The organism is Pseudomonas sp. P179 (genome assembly GCF_000478485.2).
Classification (GTDB): Bacteria; Pseudomonadota; Gammaproteobacteria; order Pseudomonadales; family Pseudomonadaceae; genus Pseudomonas; species Pseudomonas aeruginosa.
In genome coordinates this window covers 1,517,100-1,539,917 of the sequence record NZ_KI517354.1, presented here as the reverse complement: position 1 = coordinate 1,539,917, position 22,818 = coordinate 1,517,100, and the positions used below count along the sequence as shown (strand labels likewise).

The window sequence follows — 22,818 nt, the reverse complement described above, 5'->3', positions numbered from 1 at the left end:
CTGCGTTACTTGACGCGCTGGCCCGGCTTGGCTCCGCTGTCCGGACTCAGCAGGTAGATCTCCTCGCCACCCGGGCCGGCGGCCAGGACCATGCCCTCGGACACCCCGAACTTCATCTTGCGCGGCGCCAGGTTGGCCACATAGAGCGTCAGGCGGCCTTCCAGGGCACTCGGGTCGGGATATGCGCTCTTGATCCCGGAGAACACGTTACGCTTCGCGTCGCCGATGTCCAGCGACAGGCGCAGCAGCTTGTCGGCGCCTTCGACGAATTCGCACTTCTCGATCAGGGCGATGCGCAGGTCGACCGCGGCGAAAGCGTCGAAGTCGATCTCCGCGGCGATGGGTTCCTTGACCAGCTCGCCGTTGCCGGCGGGTTGGGATGCGGCGGCGAGGTCTTCCTTGGAGGCTTCGATCATGGCTTCTACTTTCGCGGGCTCGATACGGGTCATCAGGGGCTGGAACGGGTTCAACTGGTGGTTGGCCAGCAGGGTCTGGTGGTCGGCCCAGGTCAGCGGGGCGACGTTGAGGAAGGCTTCGGCGGCGGCGGCCAGCTTCGGCAGCACCGGCTTGAGGAAGATCACCAACTGGCGGAACAGGTTGATGCCCAGGCCGCAGACGGCCTGGACCTTGTCCTGCTGGCCTTCCTGCTTGGCCAGCGCCCAGGGCGCCTGTTCGGCGATCCAGGCGTTGGCGCGGTCGGCGAGGGCCATGATCTCGCGCATGGCGCGATTGAAGTCGCGGGCCTCATAGGCCTCGGCGATTCCCGGGGCGGCCTCGCGGAAGGCGGCGAGCAGCTCCGGCGCCGGATCGGCGCCGACCAGCACGCCGGCGTTGCCCTTGTGGATGAAGCCGGCGCAGCGGCTGGCGATGTTGACGACCTTGCCGACCAGGTCGGAGTTGACCTTCTGCACGAAGTCCTCGAGGTTCAGGTCGAGGTCCTCGACGCCGCGGCCGAGCTTGGACGCGTAGTAGTAGCGCAGGTATTCCGGGTCCAGGTGGTCGAGGTAGGTGCGCGCCTTGACGAAGGTGCCGCGCGACTTGGACATCTTCTGGCCGTTCACGGTCAGGTAGCCGTGCACGTTCAGCGCGGTCGGCTTGCGGTAGCCGGCGCCTTCGAGCATGGCCGGCCAGAACAGCGCGTGGAAGTTGACGATGTCCTTGCCGATGAAGTGGTACAGCTCGGCGCCGGAGTCCTTGCCCCAGAACGCGTCGAAGTCCAGCTCGGGACGCCGCGCGCAGAGGTTCTTGAAGCTGGCCATGTAGCCGATCGGCGCGTCCAGCCAGACGTAGAAGTACTTGCCGGGAGCGTCGGGAATCTCGAAGCCGAAGTACGGCGCGTCACGCGAGATGTCCCACTGCTGGAGGCCGCTGTCCAGCCATTCGGCGAGCTTGTTGGCCACCGACTCCTGAAGGGCGCCGCTGCGGGTCCATTGCTTGAGCATGGCCTCGAAGTCCGGCAGCTTGAAGAAGTAGTGCAGCGATTCCTTGAGCACCGGGGTGGCGCCGGAGATCGCCGATTTCGGGTCCTTCAGTTCGGTCGGGGCGTAGGTCGCGCCGCAGGCCTCGCAGTTGTCGCCGTACTGGTCGGCGGTGCCGCACTTCGGGCAGGTGCCCTTGATGAAGCGGTCGGCCAGGAACATCTGCTTTTCCGGGTCGAAGTACTGGGTCACCGGGCGGGTGTCGATGTGCCCGGCGTCGCGCAGTTTCAGGTAGATCGCGCTGGACAGCTCGCGGTTCTCTTCCGAGTGGGTCGAGTGGTAGTTGTCGAAGTCCACCAGGAAGTCGGCGAAGTCGCCCATGTGCTCGGCGCGCACGGCGTCGATCAGTTGCTCGGAGGTGATGCCCTCGCGCTCGGCGCGGAGCATGATCGCCGAACCGTGGGCGTCGTCGGCGCAGACGTAGACGGCCTGGTTGCCACGCATCTTCTGGAAGCGCACCCACATGTCCGTCTGGATGTACTCCAGCATGTGTCCCAGGTGAATGGAACCGTTGGCGTAGGGGAGGGCGCTGGTAACGAGGATCTTGCGTGGTTCGGACATGGGTTCGGCTTATCGGCTGAGAGCTAAACGGATCGGTCACTATAAAGAAGCGGCGGTTTTTTTTCATCCGCGCGCCACTCGGGTAGGATGACCAGCATCGATTCCCCGCTTAACCCTCAGGAAATCCCCCATGTCCGCTATCACTCGCCAAACGGTGGAAGCCACCCTCCGCCAGTACCAGGACCCCTATCTGAACCAGGACCCCGTCAGCGCCGGCTGCCTGCGCGAGGTGGAGATCCAGGGCGACCGCGTGCGGGTGCGCCTGGAACTGGGGTACGCCGCCGGGCTGTTCAGAAACGGCCTGGCGCAAACCCTGCAAATGGCCCTGGAGGCGCTCGACGGCGTCGCTCGCGCCGAGGTCCGGGTCGACTGCGTGATCCAGCCGCACAAGGCACAGCCGCAGGTCGAGGTGATGGGCAACGTGAAGAACATCGTCGCGGTGGCTTCCGGCAAGGGCGGCGTCGGCAAGTCCACCACCGCCGCCAACCTGGCCCTGGCCTTGGCCCGCGAGGGTGCGCGGGTGGGCATCCTCGACGCGGACATCTACGGACCCAGCCAGGGCATCATGTTCGGCCTGCCGGAAGGCACCCGGCCGAAGGTCCGCGAGCAGAAGTGGTTCGAGCCCCTGGAGGCGCACGGGGTACAGGTGATGTCGATGGCCTTCCTCACCGACGACAGCACGCCGGTGGTCTGGCGCGGGCCGATGGTCTCCGGCGCCCTGATCCAGCTGATCACCCAGACCGCCTGGGACAACCTCGACTACCTGGTGGTGGACATGCCGCCGGGCACCGGCGACATCCAGCTGACCCTGGCGCAGAAGGTGCCGGTGGCCGGCGCGGTGATCGTCACCACCCCGCAGGATCTGGCGCTGCTCGACGCGAAGAAGGGCGTGGAGATGTTCCGCAAGGTGAACATCCCGGTGCTCGGCGTGGTGGAGAACATGGCGGTGCATATCTGCTCCAACTGCGGCCATGCCGAGCACCTGTTCGGCGAGGGCGGCGGCGAGAAGCTGGCGGCGCAGTTCGGCGTCGAGCTGCTGGCGTCCATGCCGCTGTCGATCGCCATCCGCACCCAGGCCGACAGCGGCCGGCCGACGGTGATCGCCGACCCGGAAAGCCAACTGGCGATGCTCTACCAGGAAATCGCCCGCCATGTCGGCGCGCGCATCGTTCTCAGCGAGCGGGCCAGCGTCGGCCTGCCGAACATCAGCATCAGCGACGACTGAGGCGATCGGGCAGCCGTCGGCGACGGCTGCCTTTGCCCTGGGGCGGCGGCCCCGGTAAGATTCGCGATCATTTTTCGCAGCTTTCGACAGGACACCCTCCATGACCATCAAATCGGACAAGTGGATTCGCCGCATGGCTCAGGAGCACGGCATGATCGAGCCGTTCGTCGAGCGCCAGGTGCGCGGCGCGGACGACAGCCGGGTGATTTCCTACGGGGTGTCCAGCTACGGCTACGACGTGCGCTGCGCCGCCGAGTTCAAGGTGTTCACCAACATCCATTCGGCGGTGGTCGATCCGAAGAACTTCGACGAGAAAAGCTTCGTCGACATCAACAGCGACGTCTGCATCATCCCGCCGAACTCCTTCGCCCTGGCGCGCACCGTCGAGTACTTCCGCATCCCGCGCGACGTCCTGACCATCTGCCTGGGCAAGAGCACCTACGCGCGTTGCGGCATCATCGTCAACGTCACTCCGCTGGAGCCGGAGTGGGAAGGCCATGTGACCCTCGAGTTCTCCAATACCACCAACCTGCCGGCGAAGATCTACGCCAACGAAGGCGTGGCGCAGATGCTCTTCCTGCAATCCGACGAGGCCTGCGAAGTGTCCTATAAGGACCGTGGCGGCAAATACCAGGGCCAGCGCGGCGTGACCCTGCCAAAAGCCTGACGCCAGAGCGTTTCGACACCGGAAACCGGGCCTGGCGCCCGGTTTTTTCATGCCTTTTCCGCCAACCCCTCGCTGTTCCCCGCCGGCCGCTCTGGCACGCCTTATCGCGGGCGGGCAGGGGCTTATGCGCAGGCGGCCGCCCGTCCTGTGAAATCTGGCAGTTACCGTTAGCTTTCGAATTGGCTAAAAAGTGTTCATCGGCTACGCGTGAACACGGACGCCAATCGTTTGCGCAGGCCGATCTGCAAGACCCACACAAGCCCCTCGCCTGAAGGGGTACGCATCCGCCGTGGCTGGTCCGCGCGGATGGCCGCTGAGTTACTTGTCTGCCGTTCGAACAATAAGAACGAACTCTACGTAATGCCGGGATACCCGTGGCAGCGATAGCTGTTTGCCTGTTCGAAAATTTTTGGGAGGTGTGAAATGCGGCGCGAAAGTCTGTTGGTATCGGTTTGCAAGGGCCTGCGGGTACATGTCGAGCGCGTTGGGCAGGATCCCGGGCGCAGCACGGTGATGCTGGTCAACGGCGCGATGGCGACCACCGCCTCGTTCGCCCGGACCTGCAAGTGCCTGGCCGAACATTTCAACGTGGTGCTGTTCGACCTGCCCTTCGCCGGGCAGTCGCGTCAGCACAACCCGCAGCGCGGGTTGATCACCAAGGACGACGAGGTGGAAATCCTCCTGGCGCTGATCGAGCGCTTCGAGGTCAATCACCTGGTCTCCGCGTCCTGGGGCGGTATCTCCACGCTGCTGGCGCTGTCGCGCAATCCGCGCGGCATCCGCAGCTCGGTGGTGATGGCATTCGCCCCTGGACTGAACCAGGCGATGCTCGACTACGTCGGGCGGGCGCAGGCGCTGATCGAGCTGGACGACAAGTCGGCGATCGGCCATCTGCTCAACGAGACCGTCGGCAAATACCTGCCGCCGCGCCTGAAAGCCAGCAACCATCAGCACATGGCTTCGCTGGCCACCGGCGAATACGAGCAGGCGCGCTTTCACATCGACCAGGTGCTGGCGCTCAACGATCGGGGCTACCTGGCTTGCCTGGAGCGGATCCAGAGCCACGTGCATTTCATCAACGGCAGCTGGGACGAATACACCACCGCCGAGGACGCCCGCCAGTTCCGCGACTACCTGCCGCACTGCAGTTTCTCGCGGGTGGAGGGCACCGGGCATTTCCTCGACCTGGAGTCCAAGCTGGCCGCGGTACGCGTGCACCGCGCCCTGCTCGAGCACCTGCTGAAGCAACCGGAGCCGCAGCGGGCGGAACGCGCGGCGGGATTCCACGAGATGGCCATCGGCTACGCCTGAACCCTTGACCTGCGAAGACCCGGCCTGGCCGGGCTTTGCGGTTGCATAACGCACGGAGTAGCCCCATGCACGCCATCCTCATCGCCATCGGCTCGGCCGGCGACGTATTTCCCTTCATCGGCCTGGCCCGGACCCTGAAATTGCGCGGGCACCGCGTGAGCCTCTGCACCATCCCGGTGTTTCGCGACGCGGTGGAGCAGCACGGCATCGCGTTCGTCCCGCTGAGCGACGAACTGACCTACCGCCGGACCATGGGCGATCCGCGCCTGTGGGACCCCAAGACGTCCTTCGGCGTGCTCTGGCAAGCCATCGCCGGGATGATCGAGCCGGTCTACGAGTACGTCTCGGCGCAGCGCCATGACGACATCGTGGTGGTCGGCTCGCTCTGGGCGCTGGGCGCACGCATCGCTCACGAGAAGTACGGGATTCCCTACCTGTCCGCGCAGGTCTCGCCATCGACCTTGTTGTCGGCGCACCTGCCGCCGGTACACCCCAAGTTCAACGTGCCCGAGCAGATGCCGCTGGCGATGCGCAAGCTGCTCTGGCGCTGCATCGAGCGCTTCAAGCTGGATCGCACCTGCGCGCCGGAGATCAACGCGGTGCGCCGCAAGGTCGGCCTGGAGACGCCGGTGAAGCGCATCTTCACCCAATGGATGCATTCGCCGCAGGGCGTGGTCTGCCTGTTCCCGGCCTGGTTCGCGCCGCCCCAGCAGGATTGGCCGCAACCCCTGCACATGACCGGCTTCCCGCTGTTCGACGGCAGTATCCCGGGAACCCCGCTCGACGACGAACTGCAACGCTTTCTCGATCAGGGCAGCCGGCCGCTGGTGTTCACCCAGGGCTCGACCGAACACCTGCAGGGCGACTTCTACGCCATGGCCCTGCGCGCGCTGGAACGCCTCGGCGCACGTGGGATCTTCCTCACCGGCGCCGGCCAGGAACCGCTGCGCGGCTTGCCGAACCATGTGCTGCAGCGCGCCTACGCGCCACTGGGAGCCTTGCTGCCATCGTGCGCCGGGCTGGTCCATCCGGGCGGTATCGGCGCCATGAGCCTGGCCTTGGCGGCGGGGGTGCCGCAGGTGCTGCTGCCCTGCGCCCACGACCAGTTCGACAATGCCGAACGGCTGGTCCGGCTCGGCTGCGGGATGCGCCTGGGCGTGCCGTTGCGCGAGCAGGAGTTGCGCGGGGCGCTGTGGCGCTTGCTCGAGGACCCGGCCATGGCGGCGGCCTGTCGGCGTTTCATGGAATTGTCACAACCGCACAGTATCGCTTGCGGTAAAGCGGCCCAGGTGGTCGAACGTTGTCATAGGGAGGGGGATGCGCGATGGCTGAAGGCTGCGTCCTGAACGGTGCTGGCATAACAGATAGGGTTGCCATGATTTTGCCGTATCGGCAAGGCTGCGCGCTTGACAGCGTCATACCCCGGGCCAATTCTGCTGTGATGCATTTTATCGATCAGGGCTTACTGCAATGAGGAATGACGGAGGCTTTTTGCTGTGGTGGGACGGTTTGCGTAGCGAGATGCAGCCGATCCACGACAGCCAGGGCGTGTTCGCCGTCCTGGAAAAGGAAGTGCGGCGCCTGGGCTTCGATTACTACGCCTATGGCGTGCGCCATACGATTCCCTTCACCCGGCCGAAGACCGAGGTCCATGGCACCTATCCCAAGGCCTGGCTGGAACGATACCAGATGCAGAACTACGGGGCCGTGGATCCGGCGATCCTCAACGGCCTGCGCTCCTCGGAAATGGTGGTCTGGAGCGACAGCCTGTTCGACCAGAGCCGGATGCTCTGGAACGAGGCTCGCGATTGGGGCCTCTGTGTCGGCGCGACCTTGCCGATCCGCGCGCCGAACAATTTGCTCAGCGTGCTTTCCGTGGCGCGCGACCAGCAGAATATCTCCAGCTTCGAGCGCGAGGAAATACGCCTGCGGCTGCGTTGCATGATCGAGTTGCTGACCCAGAAGCTGACCGACCTGGAGCATCCGATGCTGATGTCCAACCCGGTCTGCCTGAGCCATCGCGAGCGCGAGATCCTGCAATGGACCGCCGACGGCAAGAGTTCCGGGGAAATCGCCATCATCCTGAGCATCTCCGAGAGCACGGTGAACTTCCACCACAAGAACATCCAGAAGAAGTTCGACGCGCCGAACAAGACGCTGGCTGCCGCCTACGCCGCGGCGCTGGGCCTCATCTGATGCTTAGGGCGCGCCGGCTGGCGCGCCCTACCAGATCTGGCAGGTTGCCTGCCGTTCATCCTCCTTTAGTCTTCCCCCTCATGTGTGTGCTGGTATGTCCTCCGACTGAGAGGGCCCAGGAGTATCAGGGTAGGGATGCCGCCTTTTTTTCTCGGCCGGCACGACACGGGGACTTGGTCATGATCGAATTGCTCTCTGAATCGCTGGAAGGGCTTTCCGCCGCCATGATCGCCGAGCTGGGACGCTACCGGCATCAGGTCTTCATCGAGAAGCTGGGCTGGGATGTGGTCTCCACCTCCAGGGTCCGCGACCAGGAGTTCGACCAGTTCGACCATCCGCAAACCCGCTACATCGTCGCCATGGGCCGCCAGGGTATCTGCGGTTGTGCCCGCCTGTTGCCGACGACCGACGCCTACCTGCTCAAGGAAGTCTTCGCCTACCTGTGCAGCGAAACCCCGCCCAGCGATCCGTCGGTCTGGGAGCTTTCGCGTTACGCCGCCAGCGCGGCGGACGATCCGCAACTGGCGATGAAGATATTCTGGTCCAGCCTGCAATGCGCCTGGTACCTGGGCGCCAGTTCGGTGGTGGCGGTGACCACCACGGCCATGGAGCGCTATTTCGTTCGCAACGGCGTGATCCTCCAGCGCCTCGGCCCGCCGCAGAAGGTCAAGGGCGAGACGCTGGTCGCGATCAGCTTCCCGGCCTACCAGGAGCGCGGCCTGGAGATGCTGCTGCGCTACCACCCGGAATGGCTGCAGGGCGTACCGCTGTCGATGGCGGTGTGAGGTCGTCAGCCGTTTCGCGCACTTTTTTCCGCTTCTCCTGCCGCATGCTCGGCCCGCGCCCCGGCGTCATCGGGCGTTCCCCTGCATTCCGGGATTTGGCCGCGGCTGCCGACTTGCGTAGTCTCTCTGCGGTCCGCCATCCCGAGGAGTCGCCATGCCGAAGTCATTCCGCCATCTCGTCCAGGCCCTGGCCTGCCTTGCGCTGCTGGCCAGCGCCAGCCTCCAGGCGCAGGAGAGCCGCCTCGACCGCATCCTCGAAAGCGGCGTGCTGCGCGTCGCCACCACTGGCGACTACAAGCCCTTCAGCTACCGCACGGAAGAGGGCGGTTACGCCGGTTTCGACGTGGACATGGCGCAGCGCCTGGCCGAGAGCCTGGGGGCCAAGCTGGTAGTGGTGCCGACCAGTTGGCCGAACCTGATGCGCGATTTCGCCGACGACCGCTTCGACATCGCCATGAGCGGCATCTCGATCAACCTGGAGCGCCAGCGCCAGGCGTATTTCTCGATTCCCTACCTGCGCGACGGCAAGACGCCGATCACCCTCTGTAGCGAAGAAGCGCGTTTCCAGACCCTGGAGCAGATCGACCAGCCGGGCGTGACGGCCATCGTCAACCCCGGCGGCACCAACGAGAAGTTCGCCCGGGCGAACCTGAAGAAGGCCCGGATCCTGGTGCATCCGGACAACGTGACGATCTTCCAGCAGATCGTCGACGGCAAGGCCGACCTGATGATGACCGACGCCATCGAGGCCCGCCTGCAGTCGCGTCTGCACCCGGAACTCTGCGCCGTGCATCCGCAGCAACCCTTCGACTTCGCCGAGAAGGCCTACCTGCTGCCGCGCGACGAGGCCTTCAAGCGCTACGTCGACCAGTGGCTGCACATCGCCGAGCAGAGCGGCTTGTTGCGCCAGCGCATGGAGCACTGGCTCGAATACCGCTGGCCCACCGCGCACGGCAAGTAATACAGGGGCGGCGAGGGTGGCCGCGGGCCCGCGCGGCCTTCCTTGGCGGCGGCAAAAACGTTATGGTCGGCGCCCCATCCTGGTGCCTGGTCCATGCGTTATCTACTGTTCGTCACCGTCCTCTGGGCGTTCTCCTTCAACCTGATCGGCGAGTACCTCGCCGGCCAGGTCGACAGCTACTTCGCCGTGCTTACCCGGGTCCTTCTCGCTGGCCTGGTGTTTCTCCCGCTGACCCGCTGGCGCGGCGTCGAACCGCGTTTCGTCGGCGGGGTGATGCTGGTCGGCGCGCTGCAGTTCGGCATCACCTACGTCTGCCTGTACCTGAGCTTCAACGTGCTGACGGTGCCCGAGGTGCTGCTGTTCACCGTGCTGACGCCGGTCCACGTGGCCCTGTTCGACGACCTGCTCAACCGCCGCTTCAACTTCTGGGCCCTGGCCGCCGCGCTGGTGGCGGTGCTGGGCGCGGCGATCATCCGCTACGACGGGATCACCGGCGAGTTCCTCCAGGGCTTCCTGCTGCTGCAACTGGCCAACGCCACCTTCGCCGCCGGCCAGGTGCTGTACAAGCGCATGGTGCGCAAGTACCCGTCCGAGCTGCCGCAGCGCCAGCGCTTCGGTTATTTCTTCGTTGGCGCGCTGCTGGTGGCGTTGCCTGCCTGGCTGCTGTTCGGCGATCCGCAGCGCCTGCCGGCCGGCGAGCTGCAATGGGGCGTACTGGTATGGATGGGGCTGCTGGCCACCGCCCTCGGCCAGTTCTGGTGGAACAAGGGCGCCACCGAGGTGGACGCCGGTACCCTGGCGGTGATGAACAACCTGCACGTGCCGGTCGGGTTGCTGCTCAACCTGCTGATCTGGAACCAGCACGCCGACCTGCCGCGCTTGGCCCTGGGCGGCGCGGTGATCGTCGCTTCGCTGTGGGTCAACCGGCTCGGCCGGCGCGAGGTGCGTGCATGAGGATTTCCGGACAGGGCGTGCTGCTGTCGCTGGCCGCCTCGGTGCTGTTCGTTACCCTGCCGGGCTACGTCCACCTGCTGGAGCCGCTGGACAGCCTGCAGGTGGTGGCGCATCGGGTGGTCTGGTCGATCCCGATGGTATTCCTGCTGGTCGTCGCCACCCGCCAGTGGCCGACCCTGCGCGCCGCCTGGTGCCGGCTGTTCGCCGAGCCCTGGCTGCTGGCCTGCTTCCCGCTGACCGCGGCGATGATGCTGCTGCAATGGGGCATCTTCATCTGGGCGCCGTTGGCCGGGAAAACCCTTGAACTGTCGCTGGGCTACTTCCTCCTGCCGCTGGCGATGGTGCTGGTGGGGCGGGTGTTCTACGGCGAGCGCCTGACGCCGCTGCAGGCTATCGCCGTGGCCTGCGCGCTGGCCGGGGTGCTCCACGAGTTCTGGCTGACCCGCGCGTTCTCCTGGGTCTCCCTGGTCACCGCGCTGGGCTATCCCCCGTACTTCATGCTGCGGCGCAGGATGGGCGTGGACGCGCTGTCCGGGTTCGTCTTCGAGATGCTCTTCCTGCTGCCGCTGGCGTTGGCCGCGCTGTACTGGCTGGGCGACGAGAGCCAGGCCTTCCGCGAGGCGCCGCGCCTGTGGCTGCTGCTGCCGATGCTGGGGCTGATCAGCGCGCTGGCCTTCGGCGCGATGATGGCTTCCAGCCGGCTGCTGCCGATGGGGCTGTTCGGGATTCTCAGCTACGTCGAACCGGTGCTGCTGTTCCTGGTGGCGGTACTGTTCCTCGGCGAGGCGTTCCGTCCCGAGCAGCTATGGACCTACGCGCCGATCTGGCTGGCGGTGCTGTTGACCGGCTGGGACAGCGCGCGCCTGCTGAGGAAACAGGCGCGGCGGGGCATCTGAGCGAGCCGCAGGCGCCGGAATCAGCGCTTGCGGGTGCTTTCGACCTGGGCGAGGGTGGTCGGCAGGATGCGCTTGCCGGCCAGGTAGTGGCGTTTCCAGTAGCTGCTGTTGAGGTCGGAGACGCGGACCTTCTTGCCGCGCCGCGGCGCATGCACGAAGCGGTCGTTGCCTACGTAGATGCCGACGTGGTCGACGCTGCGGCTGCGGATCCGGAAGAACACCAGGTCGCCCGGTTGCAGCTTGCCGCGGGAGACCTTGTTGTTGTCCATGTTGTAGATGGCGCGGGCGGTCCGCGGCAGGTCGACGTCGTCGACGTCCTGGAACACATAGTTGACCAGGCCGCTGCAATCGAAGCCTTTCTTCGGCGTGGTGCCGCCCCAGCGGTAGGGGGTGCCGATCATGCTGAAGGCGCGGTCGGTGACTTCGGAAGCGGCGGCCGCGACCACCGAGCGGTTGGCGGACTGGCGGGTGCTGACGACCCGGCTGGGCGACAGGGTGGAATTCTTCGACGGCTTGAAGGTGTGGGTGACCTGGTTGGAAGCCAGGCTGGGCGTCGAGAGGGCGGCCAGAAGGGCCGCGAAGCCTACAGACAGGCATGTCAAAAAGGGTGAACGCATTTCGGCATGTCTTCGCGTGCGTGAATAACGGTCCAGGCTTCCGCTGGTTCGTGGTTACTCTCTGTTCATCGGAGTGTCTTCTGGGTGACCGGAACGAGCCCTCCTGACTCTTCCGACCAGGCCGTCAAACGAAACGGCCAACTGCTTCCGGGCCTGGATGCATTCAGGTTGTCCCGGCGATAACGGGCTTCACGAAGGAAAATCGGGGACTCATCGGCGTTCCCAGCGTATTCCCCTACGAAAGCGGCGGCTATTGTGACCTATTTTGACGCCGGCCTTCTGACCATTCGTCGAATGATCGGTTCCGGATGTGACGCGCCGGTTTCGCCGTGCAAGTGGCGATACTTGCGGGTCCGGCAATGACCTGTTGTTCGCCGTGGCCTTGGAAAGCCTCTGCGCCGGGGGTATGTTCGTGTTCCCCGTACCCGAGTGAAGCCCGTAGAAGCGAGTCCAGATATGACTGAAACAGCCAAGCGTCCCTTGTACGTTCCCCATGCCGGCCCATCGCTGCTGGAGATGCCGTTGCTGAACAAAGGCAGCGCGTTCAGTACCCAGGAACGCATCGATTTCAACCTGCAGGGCCTGCTGCCGCACAACATCGAGACCATCGAGGAGCAGACCGAGCGCGCCTACAGCCAGTACAACCTGTGCAACACCGATCTGGACCGCCACATCTTCCTGCGCTCGATCCAGGACAACAACGAGACCCTGTTCTTCCGCCTGCTCGAGGAGCACCTGGAAGAAATGATGCCGATCATCTACACCCCCACGGTCGGCCAGGCCTGCCAGGAGTTCTCGAAGATCTACCGGACCCACCGCGGCCTGTTCATCTCCTACCCGGACCGCGAGCGGATCGACGACATCCTGCGCAGCGCCACCAAGAACAACGTGAAGATCGTGGTGGTCACCGACAGCGAGCGGATCCTCGGCCTCGGCGACCAGGGCATCGGCGGGATGGGCATCCCGATCGGCAAGCTGTCGCTGTACACCGCCTGCGGCGGTATCAGCCCGGCCTACACCCTGCCGGTGGTGCTGGACGTCGGCACCAACAACCCGGACCTGCTCAACGACCCGATGTACATGGGCTGGCGCCACGAGCGGGTGAGCGGGGCGCAGTACGAGGAGTTCGTCGACCTGTTCATCCAGGCGATCAAGCGCCGCTGGCCCAACGTCCTGCTGCAATTCGAGGACTTCGCCCAGACCAATGCCATGCCGTTGCTGGAGCGCTACAAGGACGAGCTGTGCTGCTTCAACGACGACATCCAGGGCACCGCCGCGGTGGCCGTGGGCACCCTGCTGGCGGCTTGCAAGGCCAAGGGCGAGAAGCTCAGCGAGCAGACCGTGACCTTCGTCGGCGCCGGCTCCGCCGGTTGCGGCATCGCCGAACAGATCATCGCCGCCATGCAACTGGAGGGCCTGGACGAGGCCCAGGCGCGTCGGCGCATCTTCATGGTCGACCGCTGGGGCCTGCTCACCGACGACATGAGCAACCTGCTCGACTTCCAGCACCGCCTGGCGCAGAAACGCGCCGATCTCGGTGCCTGGGGCGGCCAGCAGGGCGACGACCTGGCGTTGCTGGAAGTGATCCGCAATGCCCGGCCGACGGTGCTGATCGGCGTCTCCGGGCAGCGCGGGCTGTTTTCCGAAGAGGTAATCCGTGAGCTGCACAGCCATTGCAAGCAGCCGCTGGTGATGCCGCTGTCCAACCCGACCTCGCGGGTCGAGGCGACTCCGCAGGAAATCCTCAACTGGACCGACGGCCAGGCGCTGGTCGCCACCGGTAGCCCGTTCCAACCGGTGCAGGTGGGCGACAAGCGGATTCCCATCGCCCAGTGCAACAACGCCTATATCTTCCCCGGCATCGGCCTGGGGGTGATCGCCGCGCGGGCCAACCGGGTCACCGAAGGCATGCTGATGGCCGCGGCCAACGCCCTGGCCAACTGCTCGCCGATCGTTACCCAGGGCGAGGGCGCCGTGTTGCCGGCGCTGGGCGACATCCGCGAGGTCAGCAAGCGCATCGCCGTCGCCGTGGCCAAGCAGGCCCAGGCCGAGGGCAAGGCCCTGCATACCAGCGACGAGGTACTGAACGACGCCATCGAGGCGAACTTCTGGTTCCCGCGCTACCGTGCCTACCGCCGGACTTCGTTCTGAGGCTCAGCCGCAGGCTGCGCACGGGGGAGAGGCGTTAACCGCCGATATTCCGCGCGATCGGTGCGAGAACGCGAAAAGGCCACCCCGAGGTGGCCTTTTTCGTTGACGGTAGCGCTAGCGCTCAGCGCACATGATCGGGGCGCGTCCGGTGTTCGGCCTGGGTTTCCGGGTTTTCCGCCGCGCGCCGCGCCAGGGCCGGCAGGACATGATCGCGCAGCAGCGGCGCGAGATTGTCCGGCTGCGCTTGGCCGGGGACCAGCCAGGCCAGTTCCTCCAGCTCCGCCTGCGCACAGACGGCGTGGGGCAAGCGGGCGACGTAGATATCGGCATCGACGCGGGTGTTCGCCTCGTTGGCCGCCGGCGCCTGGAAGCTGCCGAGGTGCTCGAAGGTCGAGGCGCCCATCGGCAGGCGCAGTTCCTCCAGCAGTTCGCGCTGTAGCGCGGCGAGGGGCGTTTCGCCCGGCTCGCGCTTGCCGCCCGGGAGCATGAAGGCCTGGGTGCCGCGCTTGCGCACCAGCAACAGGTTGCCCTGGTCGTCGAACAGGCAGGCGGCGGAAATGCTCAGCAGGTTGTCGGTCATTGCGGGTCGTCCTCGGCGATCACCTGATAGCGCATCTGTACGATGCCGCTGTTGTAGCCATGTTGTTCCAGCAGTTGCAGGCGCCGCTCGCGGCCGCCGGCGAACAGCGGGATGCCGGCGCCGAGCAGCTGCGGAATGACGCTGACGATCACCTCGTCGAGCAGCCCGGCCGCCAGGCAACTACCGGCGAGGCTGCCGCCGCCGGCCAGCCAGACCCGCCGGCAGCCCTGTTCGCCGAGGCGTGCGAGGCCTTCCTGGGGCGTGCCATGGCGCAACTCGACGCCTTCCACCGCGCTCTCCCGGGGATTGCGGGTGAGCACCTGGCAGGGCTTGCCCGGATACGGCCAGTCGCCGAAGCCGCGCACGATATCGTAGGTGCCGCGGCCCATCAGCAGCCCGTCGATGCCCTGGTAGAAGCCGTTGTAGCCATGGTCGTTGCCGCCCTCGGCGAAACGGTCGAGCCAGTCGACGCTACCGTCGGGACGGGCGATGAAGCCGTCCAGGCTGGTGGCGACGTAGTAGATCAGGTGCGGTTTCATGGACGGCGCTCCCCTCGCTTCAGACAGTGGCTTCGTCGCTGCGGCTCGGTGCGGCCAACGCCTCGAACGAACGGGCCTCGGCGTCACGCCCTTCGAGCATGCCCTGCAGCCCCTGGCGCAGGTCCTGGCCGCTGGGCTGCTGGTAGGCGCCGAGGCCGAACTCCGGCATCACCGCCAGCAGGTAGTCGAACACGTCGCCCTGGATGCGCTCGTAGTCGACCCAGGCGGTGGTGCGGGTGAAGCAGTATATCTCCAGCGGGATGCCCTGGGCGGTCGGCTGCAACTGGCGGACCATGCAGGTCATGTGCGGATGGATGTCCGGATGGTTCTGCAGGTAGGCGAGGGCGTAGGCGCGGAACGTACCGATGTTGGTCAGCCGGCGGCGGTTGGCGGCCAGCGGGGCGACCCCGCCGTTGGCGGCATTCCACTCCTGCAACTCGGTCTGCTTGCGGGCCATGTATTCGGTGAGCAGGCGCACCTGGCTCAGGCGCCGCTCTTCCTTCTCGTCGAGGAAACGCACCTGGCTGGAGTCGACGTAGATCGCCCGCTTGATCCGCCGTCCGCCGGACTGCTGCATGCCGCGCCAGTTCTTGAACGACTCCGACATCAGGCGCCAGGTCGGCACCGAGACGATGGTCTTGTCGAAGTTCTGCACCTTCACGGTGTACAGGGTGATGTCCACCACGTCGCCGTCGGCGCCGACCTGCGGCATCTCGATCCAGTCGCCGACTCGCAGCATGTCGTTGCTGGTGAGCTGCACGCTGGCGACGAAGGACATCAGGGTGTCCTTGTAGACCAGCAGGAGGACCGCCGACATCGCGCCGAGGCCGGACAGCAGCAGGAGCGGCGAGCGGTCGATGATGATCGAGACGATGATGATCGCGCCGAACACGAACACGGCGATCTTCGCCAGTTGCACGTAGCCCTTGATCGAGCGGGTGCGGGCGTGCTCGGTACGCGCGTAGATGTCCAGCAGGGCATTCAGCAGCGCTGTGAGGGCGAGGATCAGGAACAGCACGGTGAAGGCCAGTGCCAGGTTGCCGAGGAAGTGCGCGGCCTTGTCCGGCATCTCCGGGATCCATGGCAGGCCGAATTGCACCAGCAGCGAGGGCGTGGTCTGCGCCAGGCGCTGGAACACCTTGTTGCGGATCAGGTCGCCGAGCCAGTGCAGCGCGGGCTGGCGGGCGAGCAGGTTGGCGGCGTAGAGGACGATGTAGCGGGCCACCCGGCCGAGGATCAGGGCGCCCACCAGCAGCAGGCCGAAGGCCAGGCCGGCGTGCAGGATAGGGTGTTGGTCGAGCGCCGACCAGTACCCGGAGAGCTGGTCGAGAAGGGATGTGGAGTCCATGGACAGGCGACTTCCTTTGTTGCGGGCGGGGGGGACGGGCCGGCCCCGCGGTTGAACGGACATCCCGACGCGGGGGCCGGGAACGCACAAAGGAACCAAGAGTGCCCCATCGGGCGCCGGATCGCATCCCCGACGTGTCTACAAAGGTTTTCCGCCGACGCGCGGGCTCAGCCGGCAAGCTCCTCCAGGGTGCGCCCGCGGGTCTCGATGCCGAAGGCCCAGACCACCAGGGCGGCGACGCCGAAACAGAGGGCGCCGAGGGTGAACACCCCGCCCTGGCCGGTGAGCGGCAGGACCAGCCCGGTGACCAGCGGGCCGAGCAGCGAGCCGATCCGCCCGACCGCCGAGGCGAAGCCCGAGCCGGTGGCGCGCGCGGAGGTCGGATAGAGTTCCGGGGTATAGGTGTAGAGCACCGCCCACATGCCGAACAGGAAGAACTGCATGGCCAGGCCGAAGCCGATCAGCAGTGCCAGGCTGCCGCCGAACACCGCGGTCTGGCCGTAGGCGTAGGCCATCGCGCCGCCGCCGAGGAGCATCAGCACGCAGCTCGGCTTGCGGCCCCAGCTTTCCACCAGCCAGGCCGCGCAGAGGAAGCCGGGTATCCCGGCCAGCGAAATCAGCACCGTGTAGTACACCGACTGGGTGACGGCGAAGCCGGATTGCTGGAGCAGCGCGCTGAGCCAGGAGGTCAGGCCGTAGAAACCGAGCAGGGCGAAGAACCACAGGCCCCAGACGGTCAGGGTGCGGCGCCGGTAGGCTGGCGACCAGAGTTCGGCGAAGGCGCTGAAGAAGCCCGGACGGCTGCGTTCCCGCTGCGGCTGGCGCAGCGGCGGCGGCAGTTCGGACAGGCCCAGCGAACGCATCACCCGTGCTTCTATGTCGCGCAATACCCGGTCCGCCTGTTCGCGCCGGCCGGCCTGCTCCAGCCAGCGCGGCGACTCGGGAATCAGGAAGCGGATGGCGAGGACGAACACCGCCGGCAGCGCCAGCACCAGGAAAATGCTGCGCCAGCCGGTCAGCGGCAGCAGGAAGTAGGACAGGCAGCCGGCAGCGACGAAGCCCAGCGGCCAGAAGCCGTCCATCAGCGCAATGTACTTGCCGCGGCGGCTGGCCGGGATCATCTCCGACAGCAGCGACTGGGCGATGGGAAACTCCATCCCCATGCCGATCCCCAGCAATACCCGGTAGTAGGTCAGGCTGTCGAGGTCGCCGGCGGTGGAGCACAGGTAGCTGGCCAGGCCCCAGAGCACGATGCTGGCCTGGAATACCGGCTTGCGCCCGAAGCGGTCGGCGAGCATGCCCGACAGGGCCGCGCCGATCACCATGCCGAAGAAGCTCGAGCTGGCCAGCAGCCCGGCCTGCGCCGAGTCGAGCCCGAACTCGGCTTTGATCGAGCCGAGCAGGAAGGTCATCATCGCCAGGTCCATCGAGTCGAAGAAGAACGCCAGCGCGATGATCACGAAGACCAGTCGGTGATATGGACTCAGCGGCAGCCGTTCGAGGCGTTCGGCGGCGGATGCGGGCGCGTCGGGCATGACCTGGTTCCTCTGGGCGGCGGGCGTCGAACGAGTCTGCGATCGCCGCCCGCGCCGTGCTTGCCTGGCGGCGACCCGGCGTCGAGCCGATTGCGACGCCGGCGCTGGCCGTCGCGCCGCGCGAATAAAGCCTGCGCGCCGGCGCGGCAACCGTTAGGCTATGCACCTGTCCATTTTCACGTGCAATGCCGAGGTTTCCCTTGTTCAGCCAATTTCCCCTCCACGAACGCCTGCTGAAGGCACTGGAAAGCCTGTCCTTCAGCGAGCCGACGCCGGTCCAGGCCGCGGCCATTCCCAAGGCGCTGGAGGGGCACGACCTGCGGGTCACGGCGCAGACCGGCAGCGGCAAGACCGCGGCCTTCCTGCTGCCGCTGCTGCACCGCCTGCTGGCCGAGGACAAGCCGCGCTCCCTGGCGCGCGCGCTGATCCTCCTGCCGACCCGCGAGCTGGCCCAGCAGACCCTCAAGGAAGTCGAGCGCTTCGCCCAGTTCACCTTCATCAAGGCCTGCCTGATCACTGGCGGCGAGGACTTCAAGGTGCAGGGCGCGCGCCTGCGCAAGAACCCGGAGATCATCATCGGCACCCCCGGCCGCCTGCTCGAGCAGCGCAACGCCGGCAACCTGCCGTTGCAGGACATCGAGGTGCTGGTGCTGGACGAGGCCGACCGCATGCTCGACATGGGCTTCGCCGACGACGTGCTGGCCCTGGCCAATGCCTGCCCGGCCGAGTGCCAGACCCTGCTGTTCTCCGCCACCCACAGCGGCGCCGGGTTGAACAAGGTGATCGCCGAGGTGCTGCGCGAGCCGCAAGTGCTGCGCCTGAACCAGGTCGGCGAGCTGAACGAGAATGTCCGCCAGCAGGTCATCACCGCCGACGACGTGGCGCACAAGGAACAGTTGCTGCAATGGCTGCTGAGCAACGAGACCTACACCAAAGCCATCGTCTTCACCAATACCCGGGTCTCCGCCGATCGCCTGACCGGGCGGCTGATCGCCAACCAGCACAAGGTCTTCGTCCTGCATGGCGAGAAGGACCAGAAGGACCGCAAGCTGGCCATCGAGCGCCTGAAGCAGGGCGCGGTGAAGATCCTCGTCGCCACCGACGTCGCCGCACGCGGCCTGGACGTCGAAGGCCTGGACCTGGTGATCAACTTCGACATGCCGCGCAGCGGCGACGAGTACGTGCACCGCATCGGCCGGACCGGTCGCGCCGGCGCCGAGGGTCTGGCGATCTCGCTGATCTGCCATGGCGACTGGAACCTGATGTCGAGCGTCGAACGCTACCTCAAGCAGAACTTCGAACGACGCAACATCAAGGAACTGAAGGCCGCCTACCAGGGGCCGAAGAAACTCAAGGCGTCGGGCAAGGCCGCCGGCAGCAAGAAGAAAAAGCAGGACAGGAAGGGCGCCGCCGCCAAGCCCGCGGCCAAGCGCAAGCCCGCCGCGCGGCCGAAGGCCGGGCCGTCGGCGGTGGTCAGCGCCGACGGCATGGCGCCGCTCAAGCGCAAGAAGCCGACGGCGGAGTGATCGCGCGCCGCCGACCGCTTCGGAGGGCGGATAACCGTTTGCTGTTATCCGCCGCGCCGGCGTTGGATGGCGGATAACGCCGCTGGCGCTGTCCGCCCCGGGGGACTGCCTGGCCCCGTTCTCAGCTCCCCGCCGTCGCGCCCGCCTCGTCGTTGGCCGGCGGCGTGGCGCTCTTCACCAGCGGCGTATCGTAGCTGCTGGCCTCGTAGCTCACGCAATGGCGGATCTGCGGCGGACCGTCGCCGGCATGCAGGGCGGTGACGTTGTCGATGACGATCTTGTCGGCCAGGGTCATGCGGTCGAGCATGCGCAGGTGCTGGATCCAGTTGTCCACCAGGAACAGTTCCTGCCAGACCTCCGGGTTGCTCACGTCGCGGAACAGCGACCAGCGCTCCGCGCCGTTGCGCAGGCGCAGGCGGCGCAGCGGCTGGGCGGCGCGAACGAAGTCGCGGGTGCGCTCGGCGGGAATCCGGTATTCGATGGAGACCAGCACCATGCCCCGCCGCGTGTTGAAGACGAAGCTCGGCTGCCCGGGCATGCTCGCCGGCGCGCGGGAAATACTGGCGGCGTCCATTTCCGGCAGGCGCGAGTTGTACAGGAGGATCACCGAGGCCAGCAGCAGGCAGCCGGCGGCCAGCAGCGCGCCGTGCACGGTCATGGTCTCGGCGAGATGGCCCCAGAGGAACGAACCCAGCGCCAGGCCACCGTACAGCGCGGTCTGGTACAGCGCCAGGGCGCGCGCCTTGATCCAGTCGGGGACGAGGATCTGCACCGCCGAGTTGTAGGTGGCGAGGGCGCCGATCCAGCAGCCGCCACCGAGGATCAGCACCGGGAACAGGACCCAGAGGTTGTCCACCAGGCCGAGGGTCAGCAGGATCAGCGCCAGGGTGAAGCCGGCCAGGCTGATCAGCCGGCTGCTGCCGATCCGCTGGCGCAGGCGCGAGACCTGGGTGCTGCCGAGGATCGCGCCGAGGCCGAGGGCGCCGAGCATGTAGCCGTAGATCGCCGCGTCGCCGTCCGGGTTGCGGTGCGCCAGCAGCGGCAGCAGGGCCCAGACCGCGCTGGCAGAGAGGCCGAAGGCGAAGGAGCGCATCATCACCAGGCGGGTGACGGTGGAGTACTGGGTGAAGCGCAGCGCCGCGGTGACGCCTTCGAGGATGCCTTCCGGCGGCAGGCTGCGCTTGGGCACGTCGCGCCGCCACTGCCAGATCGCCCAGATCAGGGCCATGTAGCAGAAGCTGTTGAACAGGAACACCCAGGCCGGTCCCACCGCGCTCAGCAACAGGCCGCCGAGGGCCGGGCCGGCGGCGCGGGCGACGTTGTAGTTGACGCTGTTGAGCAGCACCGCGTCGCTGACCATGCGCGCCGGCACCTGCTCGTTGACCGCCGCCTGCCAGGCCGGGATGGTCACCGACCCGCCGAGGGAGATCCAGAGGATGGAGATGATCAGCAGCACCGGGTCGAGGTAGCCGAGGAAGGCCAGCAGGGTGGCGAACATCGCCCCGGTCATCTCGAAGCTGAGTCCCCAGAGCATGATCTTGCGCCGGTCGTGGTTGTCCGCGATGACCCCGGAGAGGATCGACAGCAGCACCAGCGGCAGCGCCGCGGCGACCTGGATCATCGCCACCATCAGCGGGCTGGCGTGGGCGTCGGTGACCACCCAGGCGGCGGCCACCGACTGGGCCCAGGTGCCGAGGTTGGCGAACAGGTTGCAGATCCAGATGATGCGGAAGGCCTGGATCGAGAACGGCGCCCAGGTGCCGGTGCGTTCTGGCTTGGCCGCTTGGCCTTCGGGTTTGAGGGGCAGGTCGTGCTTGGGCGAAACGGACTGGAGCATCAGATGGGTGCCTTGTATCAGCGTGCCTGATGTCGGGAAAGTCTAGCCGCCTGGCGCCTGGGCGCCATTGATGGCGGTCATGGGGCCGGCCCGGCGTGGATAGACATTGGTCCGATGGCGCTATCGGAGAGTTCCGATGTCCAGGCAGGACAGTGCCCTGGGTGTCCCGCATTGGTAGGCTTGCCGGCACCGAGTCGAGACAAGAGCGAAAAGCCGATGAAGTTGCTGTTGCGTTGCCTGCTGCTGGGGGCGTGGGTCGTCTCGCCGAGCCTGTGGGCCTGGTCCAACCATACGGTGGGCAGCTACCTGGCATTGCGCGAGCTGGCGGCCATCCGCGAGGCGCCGGAAGTCGAGGTGGAGCCGCTGGAGGCGTTCCTCGCCGCCGAGCGCGGCGGACTGGCCGCCCTGCTGGACGAGCAGGAAGCCTACGCCCGAGCGCATATCGGCAACTACCCGGCGCGTCCGGACGCCCTGCGCTTCGCTGCCGAGGGCGAGGCCGGCGACTTGCGTCAGGCGTTCCTCGCGGCGCTGCGGGTCAACCCGGAGATCCGCCTGGCGCTGGCGCTCCAGCCGCTTCCCGGGCAGGACCAGCCGCAGCGCCCGCACCTCAAGCCACAGGAGGTGCTGGTGTTCCAGAACCTCTCGCCGTGGACCGCCTGGCGTTTCATCCGCCTGGAGCCCGGCGAGCGAGTCGCGCCCCTGGCAGTGCTGGCCACCGCCGCCGACGAACCGGACTACGGCCACGACATCAACCTGTTCAGCGACAACCCCGGCGAAGCCGGCCAGCGCTACGGCTTCGGCACCCAGCCATTCGGCGACCCGCGCTTCGAGTTCAGCTCCCAGGCGCCGTTCCACATGGGCTTCTATCACGAGGCGGCGGTGATCTACAGCGGCGCGCCGTTCCTCGCCCGGGCCTGGCCGGAATGGCGTGCCTACCAGTACTTCGGCCTGTCCCGCTTCGCCTTCGCCAACGGTCATCCCTACTGGGGCTACCGGTTCCTTGGCTGGGGCATGCACTACATCCAGGACATCACCCAGCCCTACCACTCCACGCCGCTGCCCGGTGCCAGCCTGGCGGCGATGCTACAGATGGAGGGCAAGGCATTGCTCGGCTACCCGGAGGAAAAGCAGGCGGCCATCGAGCGTGTCGCGAACCGCCATACCGCGGTGGAGAAATACCAGTTCGACTGGCTGCGCCAACTGCTCCGCGACGGCCGCCCGCAGCCGATGCTCGACGCCTACGCCGACACCCGCCGCGACGGTGCCTATCCGGCCTATTCGCCGACCTACTTGCGCGAGGTGGTGGCCGCCGAGTCGAACGCCCACGCCGCGGCCTTCGACGCCGCCATCGGCGAATGGCTGGCCGCCCGCCCGGCCTCCGCCGCGCAGGACTTCAGCGAGAGCAACCAGCCACGCCCCGAGGCCCACGACAATGCGGGGCTGAACGCGCAACTGATCGAGCTGATCGGGCATTTCGGCGCGCATAGCCGGAACATCGTCAGGGCGGCGTTGGAGACGGAGGAGGGTGGGGCGAAGGAGTGAGGGGGCGGCGGATAAGCGGCGGATAACCGCGAGCGGTTATTCGCCCTACGGAGCGGGGGCACTGTCCGGCGTTTCCGGGGCGTGTAGGGCGGATAACGCCATGGGCGTT

Annotated in this window: 19 protein-coding genes; 12 read left to right on the top strand and 7 right to left on the bottom strand. The window is 66.7% G+C overall.

Annotated elements, in window-relative coordinates:
• Positions 1-5: 5 nt before the first annotated feature.
• Positions 6-2,039 (bottom strand): methionine--tRNA ligase, encoded by a 2,034-nt coding sequence (metG, locus tag HMPREF1224_RS19790; RefSeq protein ID WP_003113898.1) that lies wholly within the window; start codon positions 2,037-2,039, stop codon positions 6-8.
• A 130-nt stretch (positions 2,040-2,169) separates the two neighbouring features.
• On the opposite strand from metG, the gene apbC reads away from it, so the two are divergent.
• From apbC to rarD, 9 genes are all read left to right on the top strand, one after another.
• On the top strand, positions 2,170-3,264 hold the full coding sequence (gene apbC, locus HMPREF1224_RS19785) for an iron-sulfur cluster carrier protein ApbC (RefSeq protein WP_003092020.1): 1,095 nt from the start codon (positions 2,170-2,172) through the stop codon (positions 3,262-3,264).
• A 100-nt stretch (positions 3,265-3,364) separates the two neighbouring features.
• The gene (dcd, locus tag HMPREF1224_RS19780; protein WP_003092017.1) at positions 3,365-3,931 is read left to right on the top strand and encodes a dCTP deaminase; all 567 of its coding nucleotides are present in this window, start codon (positions 3,365-3,367) and stop codon (positions 3,929-3,931) included.
• A gap of 423 nt (positions 3,932-4,354) precedes the next feature.
• Positions 4,355-5,242, top strand: a complete 888-nt coding sequence (gene rhlA / locus HMPREF1224_RS19775; protein WP_003092013.1) for a 3-(3-hydroxydecanoyloxy)decanoate synthase — start codon at positions 4,355-4,357, stop codon at positions 5,240-5,242.
• A gap of 65 nt (positions 5,243-5,307) precedes the next feature.
• Positions 5,308-6,588 carry a glycosyltransferase gene (locus HMPREF1224_RS19770; protein ID WP_003092007.1) on the top strand — a complete coding sequence of 427 codons (1,281 nt, stop codon included), beginning with the start codon at positions 5,308-5,310 and terminating at the stop codon, positions 6,586-6,588.
• A gap of 124 nt (positions 6,589-6,712) precedes the next feature.
• Positions 6,713-7,438 (top strand): quorum sensing system transcriptional regulator RhlR, encoded by a 726-nt coding sequence (rhlR, locus tag HMPREF1224_RS19765; RefSeq protein WP_003119559.1) that lies wholly within the window; start codon positions 6,713-6,715, stop codon positions 7,436-7,438.
• 179 nt (positions 7,439-7,617) lie between these two features.
• Positions 7,618-8,223: an acyl-homoserine-lactone synthase RhlI gene (gene rhlI / locus HMPREF1224_RS19760; RefSeq protein WP_003111059.1), complete on the top strand. Its 606-nt coding sequence runs from the start codon at positions 7,618-7,620 to the stop codon at positions 8,221-8,223.
• Between the two features lie 154 nt (positions 8,224-8,377).
• Positions 8,378-9,184 carry a cyclohexadienyl dehydratase gene (pheC, locus tag HMPREF1224_RS19755; protein WP_003092003.1) on the top strand — a complete coding sequence of 269 codons (807 nt, stop codon included), beginning with the start codon at positions 8,378-8,380 and terminating at the stop codon, positions 9,182-9,184.
• 93 nt (positions 9,185-9,277) lie between these two features.
• Positions 9,278-10,138 (top strand): carboxylate/amino acid/amine transporter, encoded by an 861-nt coding sequence (locus HMPREF1224_RS19750; protein WP_010793279.1) that lies wholly within the window; start codon positions 9,278-9,280, stop codon positions 10,136-10,138.
• Positions 10,135-11,034, top strand: a complete 900-nt coding sequence (gene rarD, locus HMPREF1224_RS19745; protein WP_003103767.1) for an EamA family transporter RarD — start codon at positions 10,135-10,137, stop codon at positions 11,032-11,034. Before HMPREF1224_RS19750 ends, rarD begins: the two co-directional genes overlap by 4 nt.
• A 20-nt stretch (positions 11,035-11,054) precedes the next feature.
• Here rarD and HMPREF1224_RS19740 read toward each other — a convergent pair whose 3' ends face one another.
• Positions 11,055-11,651, bottom strand: a complete 597-nt coding sequence (locus HMPREF1224_RS19740; protein ID WP_003103763.1) for a C40 family peptidase — start codon at positions 11,649-11,651, stop codon at positions 11,055-11,057.
• Between the two features lie 456 nt (positions 11,652-12,107).
• On the opposite strand from HMPREF1224_RS19740, the gene HMPREF1224_RS19735 reads away from it, so the two are divergent.
• Positions 12,108-13,802 (top strand): NAD-dependent malic enzyme, encoded by a 1,695-nt coding sequence (locus HMPREF1224_RS19735; protein WP_003103761.1) that lies wholly within the window; start codon positions 12,108-12,110, stop codon positions 13,800-13,802.
• Between the two features lie 121 nt (positions 13,803-13,923).
• On the opposite strand, the gene HMPREF1224_RS19730 is transcribed toward HMPREF1224_RS19735, so the two are convergent.
• The 4 genes from HMPREF1224_RS19730 to HMPREF1224_RS19715 form a co-directional block, all read right to left on the bottom strand.
• The gene (locus HMPREF1224_RS19730) at positions 13,924-14,382 is read right to left on the bottom strand and encodes an NUDIX hydrolase (protein ID WP_003113894.1); all 459 of its coding nucleotides are present in this window, start codon (positions 14,380-14,382) and stop codon (positions 13,924-13,926) included.
• Entirely contained in the window at positions 14,379-14,921 is a 543-nt protein-coding gene (locus HMPREF1224_RS19725) for a dihydrofolate reductase family protein (RefSeq protein ID WP_003119560.1), read from the bottom strand. Before HMPREF1224_RS19725 ends, HMPREF1224_RS19730 begins: the two co-directional genes overlap by 4 nt.
• A 19-nt stretch (positions 14,922-14,940) precedes the next feature.
• Positions 14,941-16,269 carry a mechanosensitive ion channel family protein gene (locus tag HMPREF1224_RS19720; protein ID WP_003103754.1) on the bottom strand — a complete coding sequence of 443 codons (1,329 nt, stop codon included), beginning with the start codon at positions 16,267-16,269 and terminating at the stop codon, positions 14,941-14,943.
• 167 nt (positions 16,270-16,436) lie between these two features.
• Entirely contained in the window at positions 16,437-17,804 is a 1,368-nt protein-coding gene (locus HMPREF1224_RS19715) for an MFS transporter (RefSeq protein WP_003103751.1), read from the bottom strand.
• Between the two features lie 185 nt (positions 17,805-17,989).
• On the opposite strand from HMPREF1224_RS19715, the gene HMPREF1224_RS19710 reads away from it, so the two are divergent.
• On the top strand, positions 17,990-19,330 hold the full coding sequence (locus tag HMPREF1224_RS19710; RefSeq protein ID WP_010793278.1) for a DEAD/DEAH box helicase: 1,341 nt from the start codon (positions 17,990-17,992) through the stop codon (positions 19,328-19,330).
• 121 nt (positions 19,331-19,451) lie between these two features.
• Here HMPREF1224_RS19710 and HMPREF1224_RS19705 read toward each other — a convergent pair whose 3' ends face one another.
• Positions 19,452-21,167 (bottom strand): MFS transporter, encoded by a 1,716-nt coding sequence (locus HMPREF1224_RS19705; protein ID WP_003103747.1) that lies wholly within the window; start codon positions 21,165-21,167, stop codon positions 19,452-19,454.
• A 216-nt stretch (positions 21,168-21,383) separates the two neighbouring features.
• Here HMPREF1224_RS19705 and HMPREF1224_RS19700 point away from each other — a divergent pair, with 216 nt between their 5' ends.
• A complete protein-coding gene (locus HMPREF1224_RS19700; protein ID WP_003117534.1) occupies positions 21,384-22,709 on the top strand; it encodes a phospholipase C/P1 nuclease family protein in 1,326 nt (441 codons plus the stop codon).
• Positions 22,710-22,818 lie beyond the last annotated feature (109 nt).

Bases quoted from the DNA above. Each gene is read 5' to 3' on its own strand.
- HMPREF1224_RS19720 (WP_003103754.1), bottom strand. From the start codon at position 16,269: ATGGACTCCACATCCCTTCTCGACCAGCTCTCCGGGTACTGGTCGGCG.
- pheC (WP_003092003.1), top strand. From the start codon at position 8,378: ATGCCGAAGTCATTCCGCCATCTCGTCCAGGCCCTGGCCTGCCTTGCG.
- HMPREF1224_RS19710 (WP_010793278.1), top strand. From the start codon at position 17,990: ATGCCGAGGTTTCCCTTGTTCAGCCAATTTCCCCTCCACGAACGCCTG.
- HMPREF1224_RS19730 (WP_003113894.1), bottom strand. From the start codon at position 14,382: ATGACCGACAACCTGCTGAGCATTTCCGCCGCCTGCCTGTTCGACGAC.
- HMPREF1224_RS19700 (WP_003117534.1), top strand. From the start codon at position 21,384: ATGAAGTTGCTGTTGCGTTGCCTGCTGCTGGGGGCGTGGGTCGTCTCG.
- HMPREF1224_RS19715 (WP_003103751.1), bottom strand. From the start codon at position 17,804: ATGCCCGACGCGCCCGCATCCGCCGCCGAACGCCTCGAACGGCTGCCG.
- HMPREF1224_RS19750 (WP_010793279.1), top strand. From the start codon at position 9,278: ATGCGTTATCTACTGTTCGTCACCGTCCTCTGGGCGTTCTCCTTCAAC.
- HMPREF1224_RS19735 (WP_003103761.1), top strand. From the start codon at position 12,108: ATGACTGAAACAGCCAAGCGTCCCTTGTACGTTCCCCATGCCGGCCCA.
- dcd (WP_003092017.1), top strand. From the start codon at position 3,365: ATGACCATCAAATCGGACAAGTGGATTCGCCGCATGGCTCAGGAGCAC.
- apbC (WP_003092020.1), top strand. From the start codon at position 2,170: ATGTCCGCTATCACTCGCCAAACGGTGGAAGCCACCCTCCGCCAGTAC.
- HMPREF1224_RS19705 (WP_003103747.1), bottom strand. From the start codon at position 21,167: ATGCTCCAGTCCGTTTCGCCCAAGCACGACCTGCCCCTCAAACCCGAA.
- rarD (WP_003103767.1), top strand. From the start codon at position 10,135: ATGAGGATTTCCGGACAGGGCGTGCTGCTGTCGCTGGCCGCCTCGGTG.
- HMPREF1224_RS19770 (WP_003092007.1), top strand. From the start codon at position 5,308: ATGCACGCCATCCTCATCGCCATCGGCTCGGCCGGCGACGTATTTCCC.
- rhlI (WP_003111059.1), top strand. From the start codon at position 7,618: ATGATCGAATTGCTCTCTGAATCGCTGGAAGGGCTTTCCGCCGCCATG.
- metG (WP_003113898.1), bottom strand. From the start codon at position 2,039: ATGTCCGAACCACGCAAGATCCTCGTTACCAGCGCCCTCCCCTACGCC.
- rhlA (WP_003092013.1), top strand. From the start codon at position 4,355: ATGCGGCGCGAAAGTCTGTTGGTATCGGTTTGCAAGGGCCTGCGGGTA.
- HMPREF1224_RS19725 (WP_003119560.1), bottom strand. From the start codon at position 14,921: ATGAAACCGCACCTGATCTACTACGTCGCCACCAGCCTGGACGGCTTC.
- rhlR (WP_003119559.1), top strand. From the start codon at position 6,713: ATGAGGAATGACGGAGGCTTTTTGCTGTGGTGGGACGGTTTGCGTAGC.
- HMPREF1224_RS19740 (WP_003103763.1), bottom strand. From the start codon at position 11,651: ATGCGTTCACCCTTTTTGACATGCCTGTCTGTAGGCTTCGCGGCCCTT.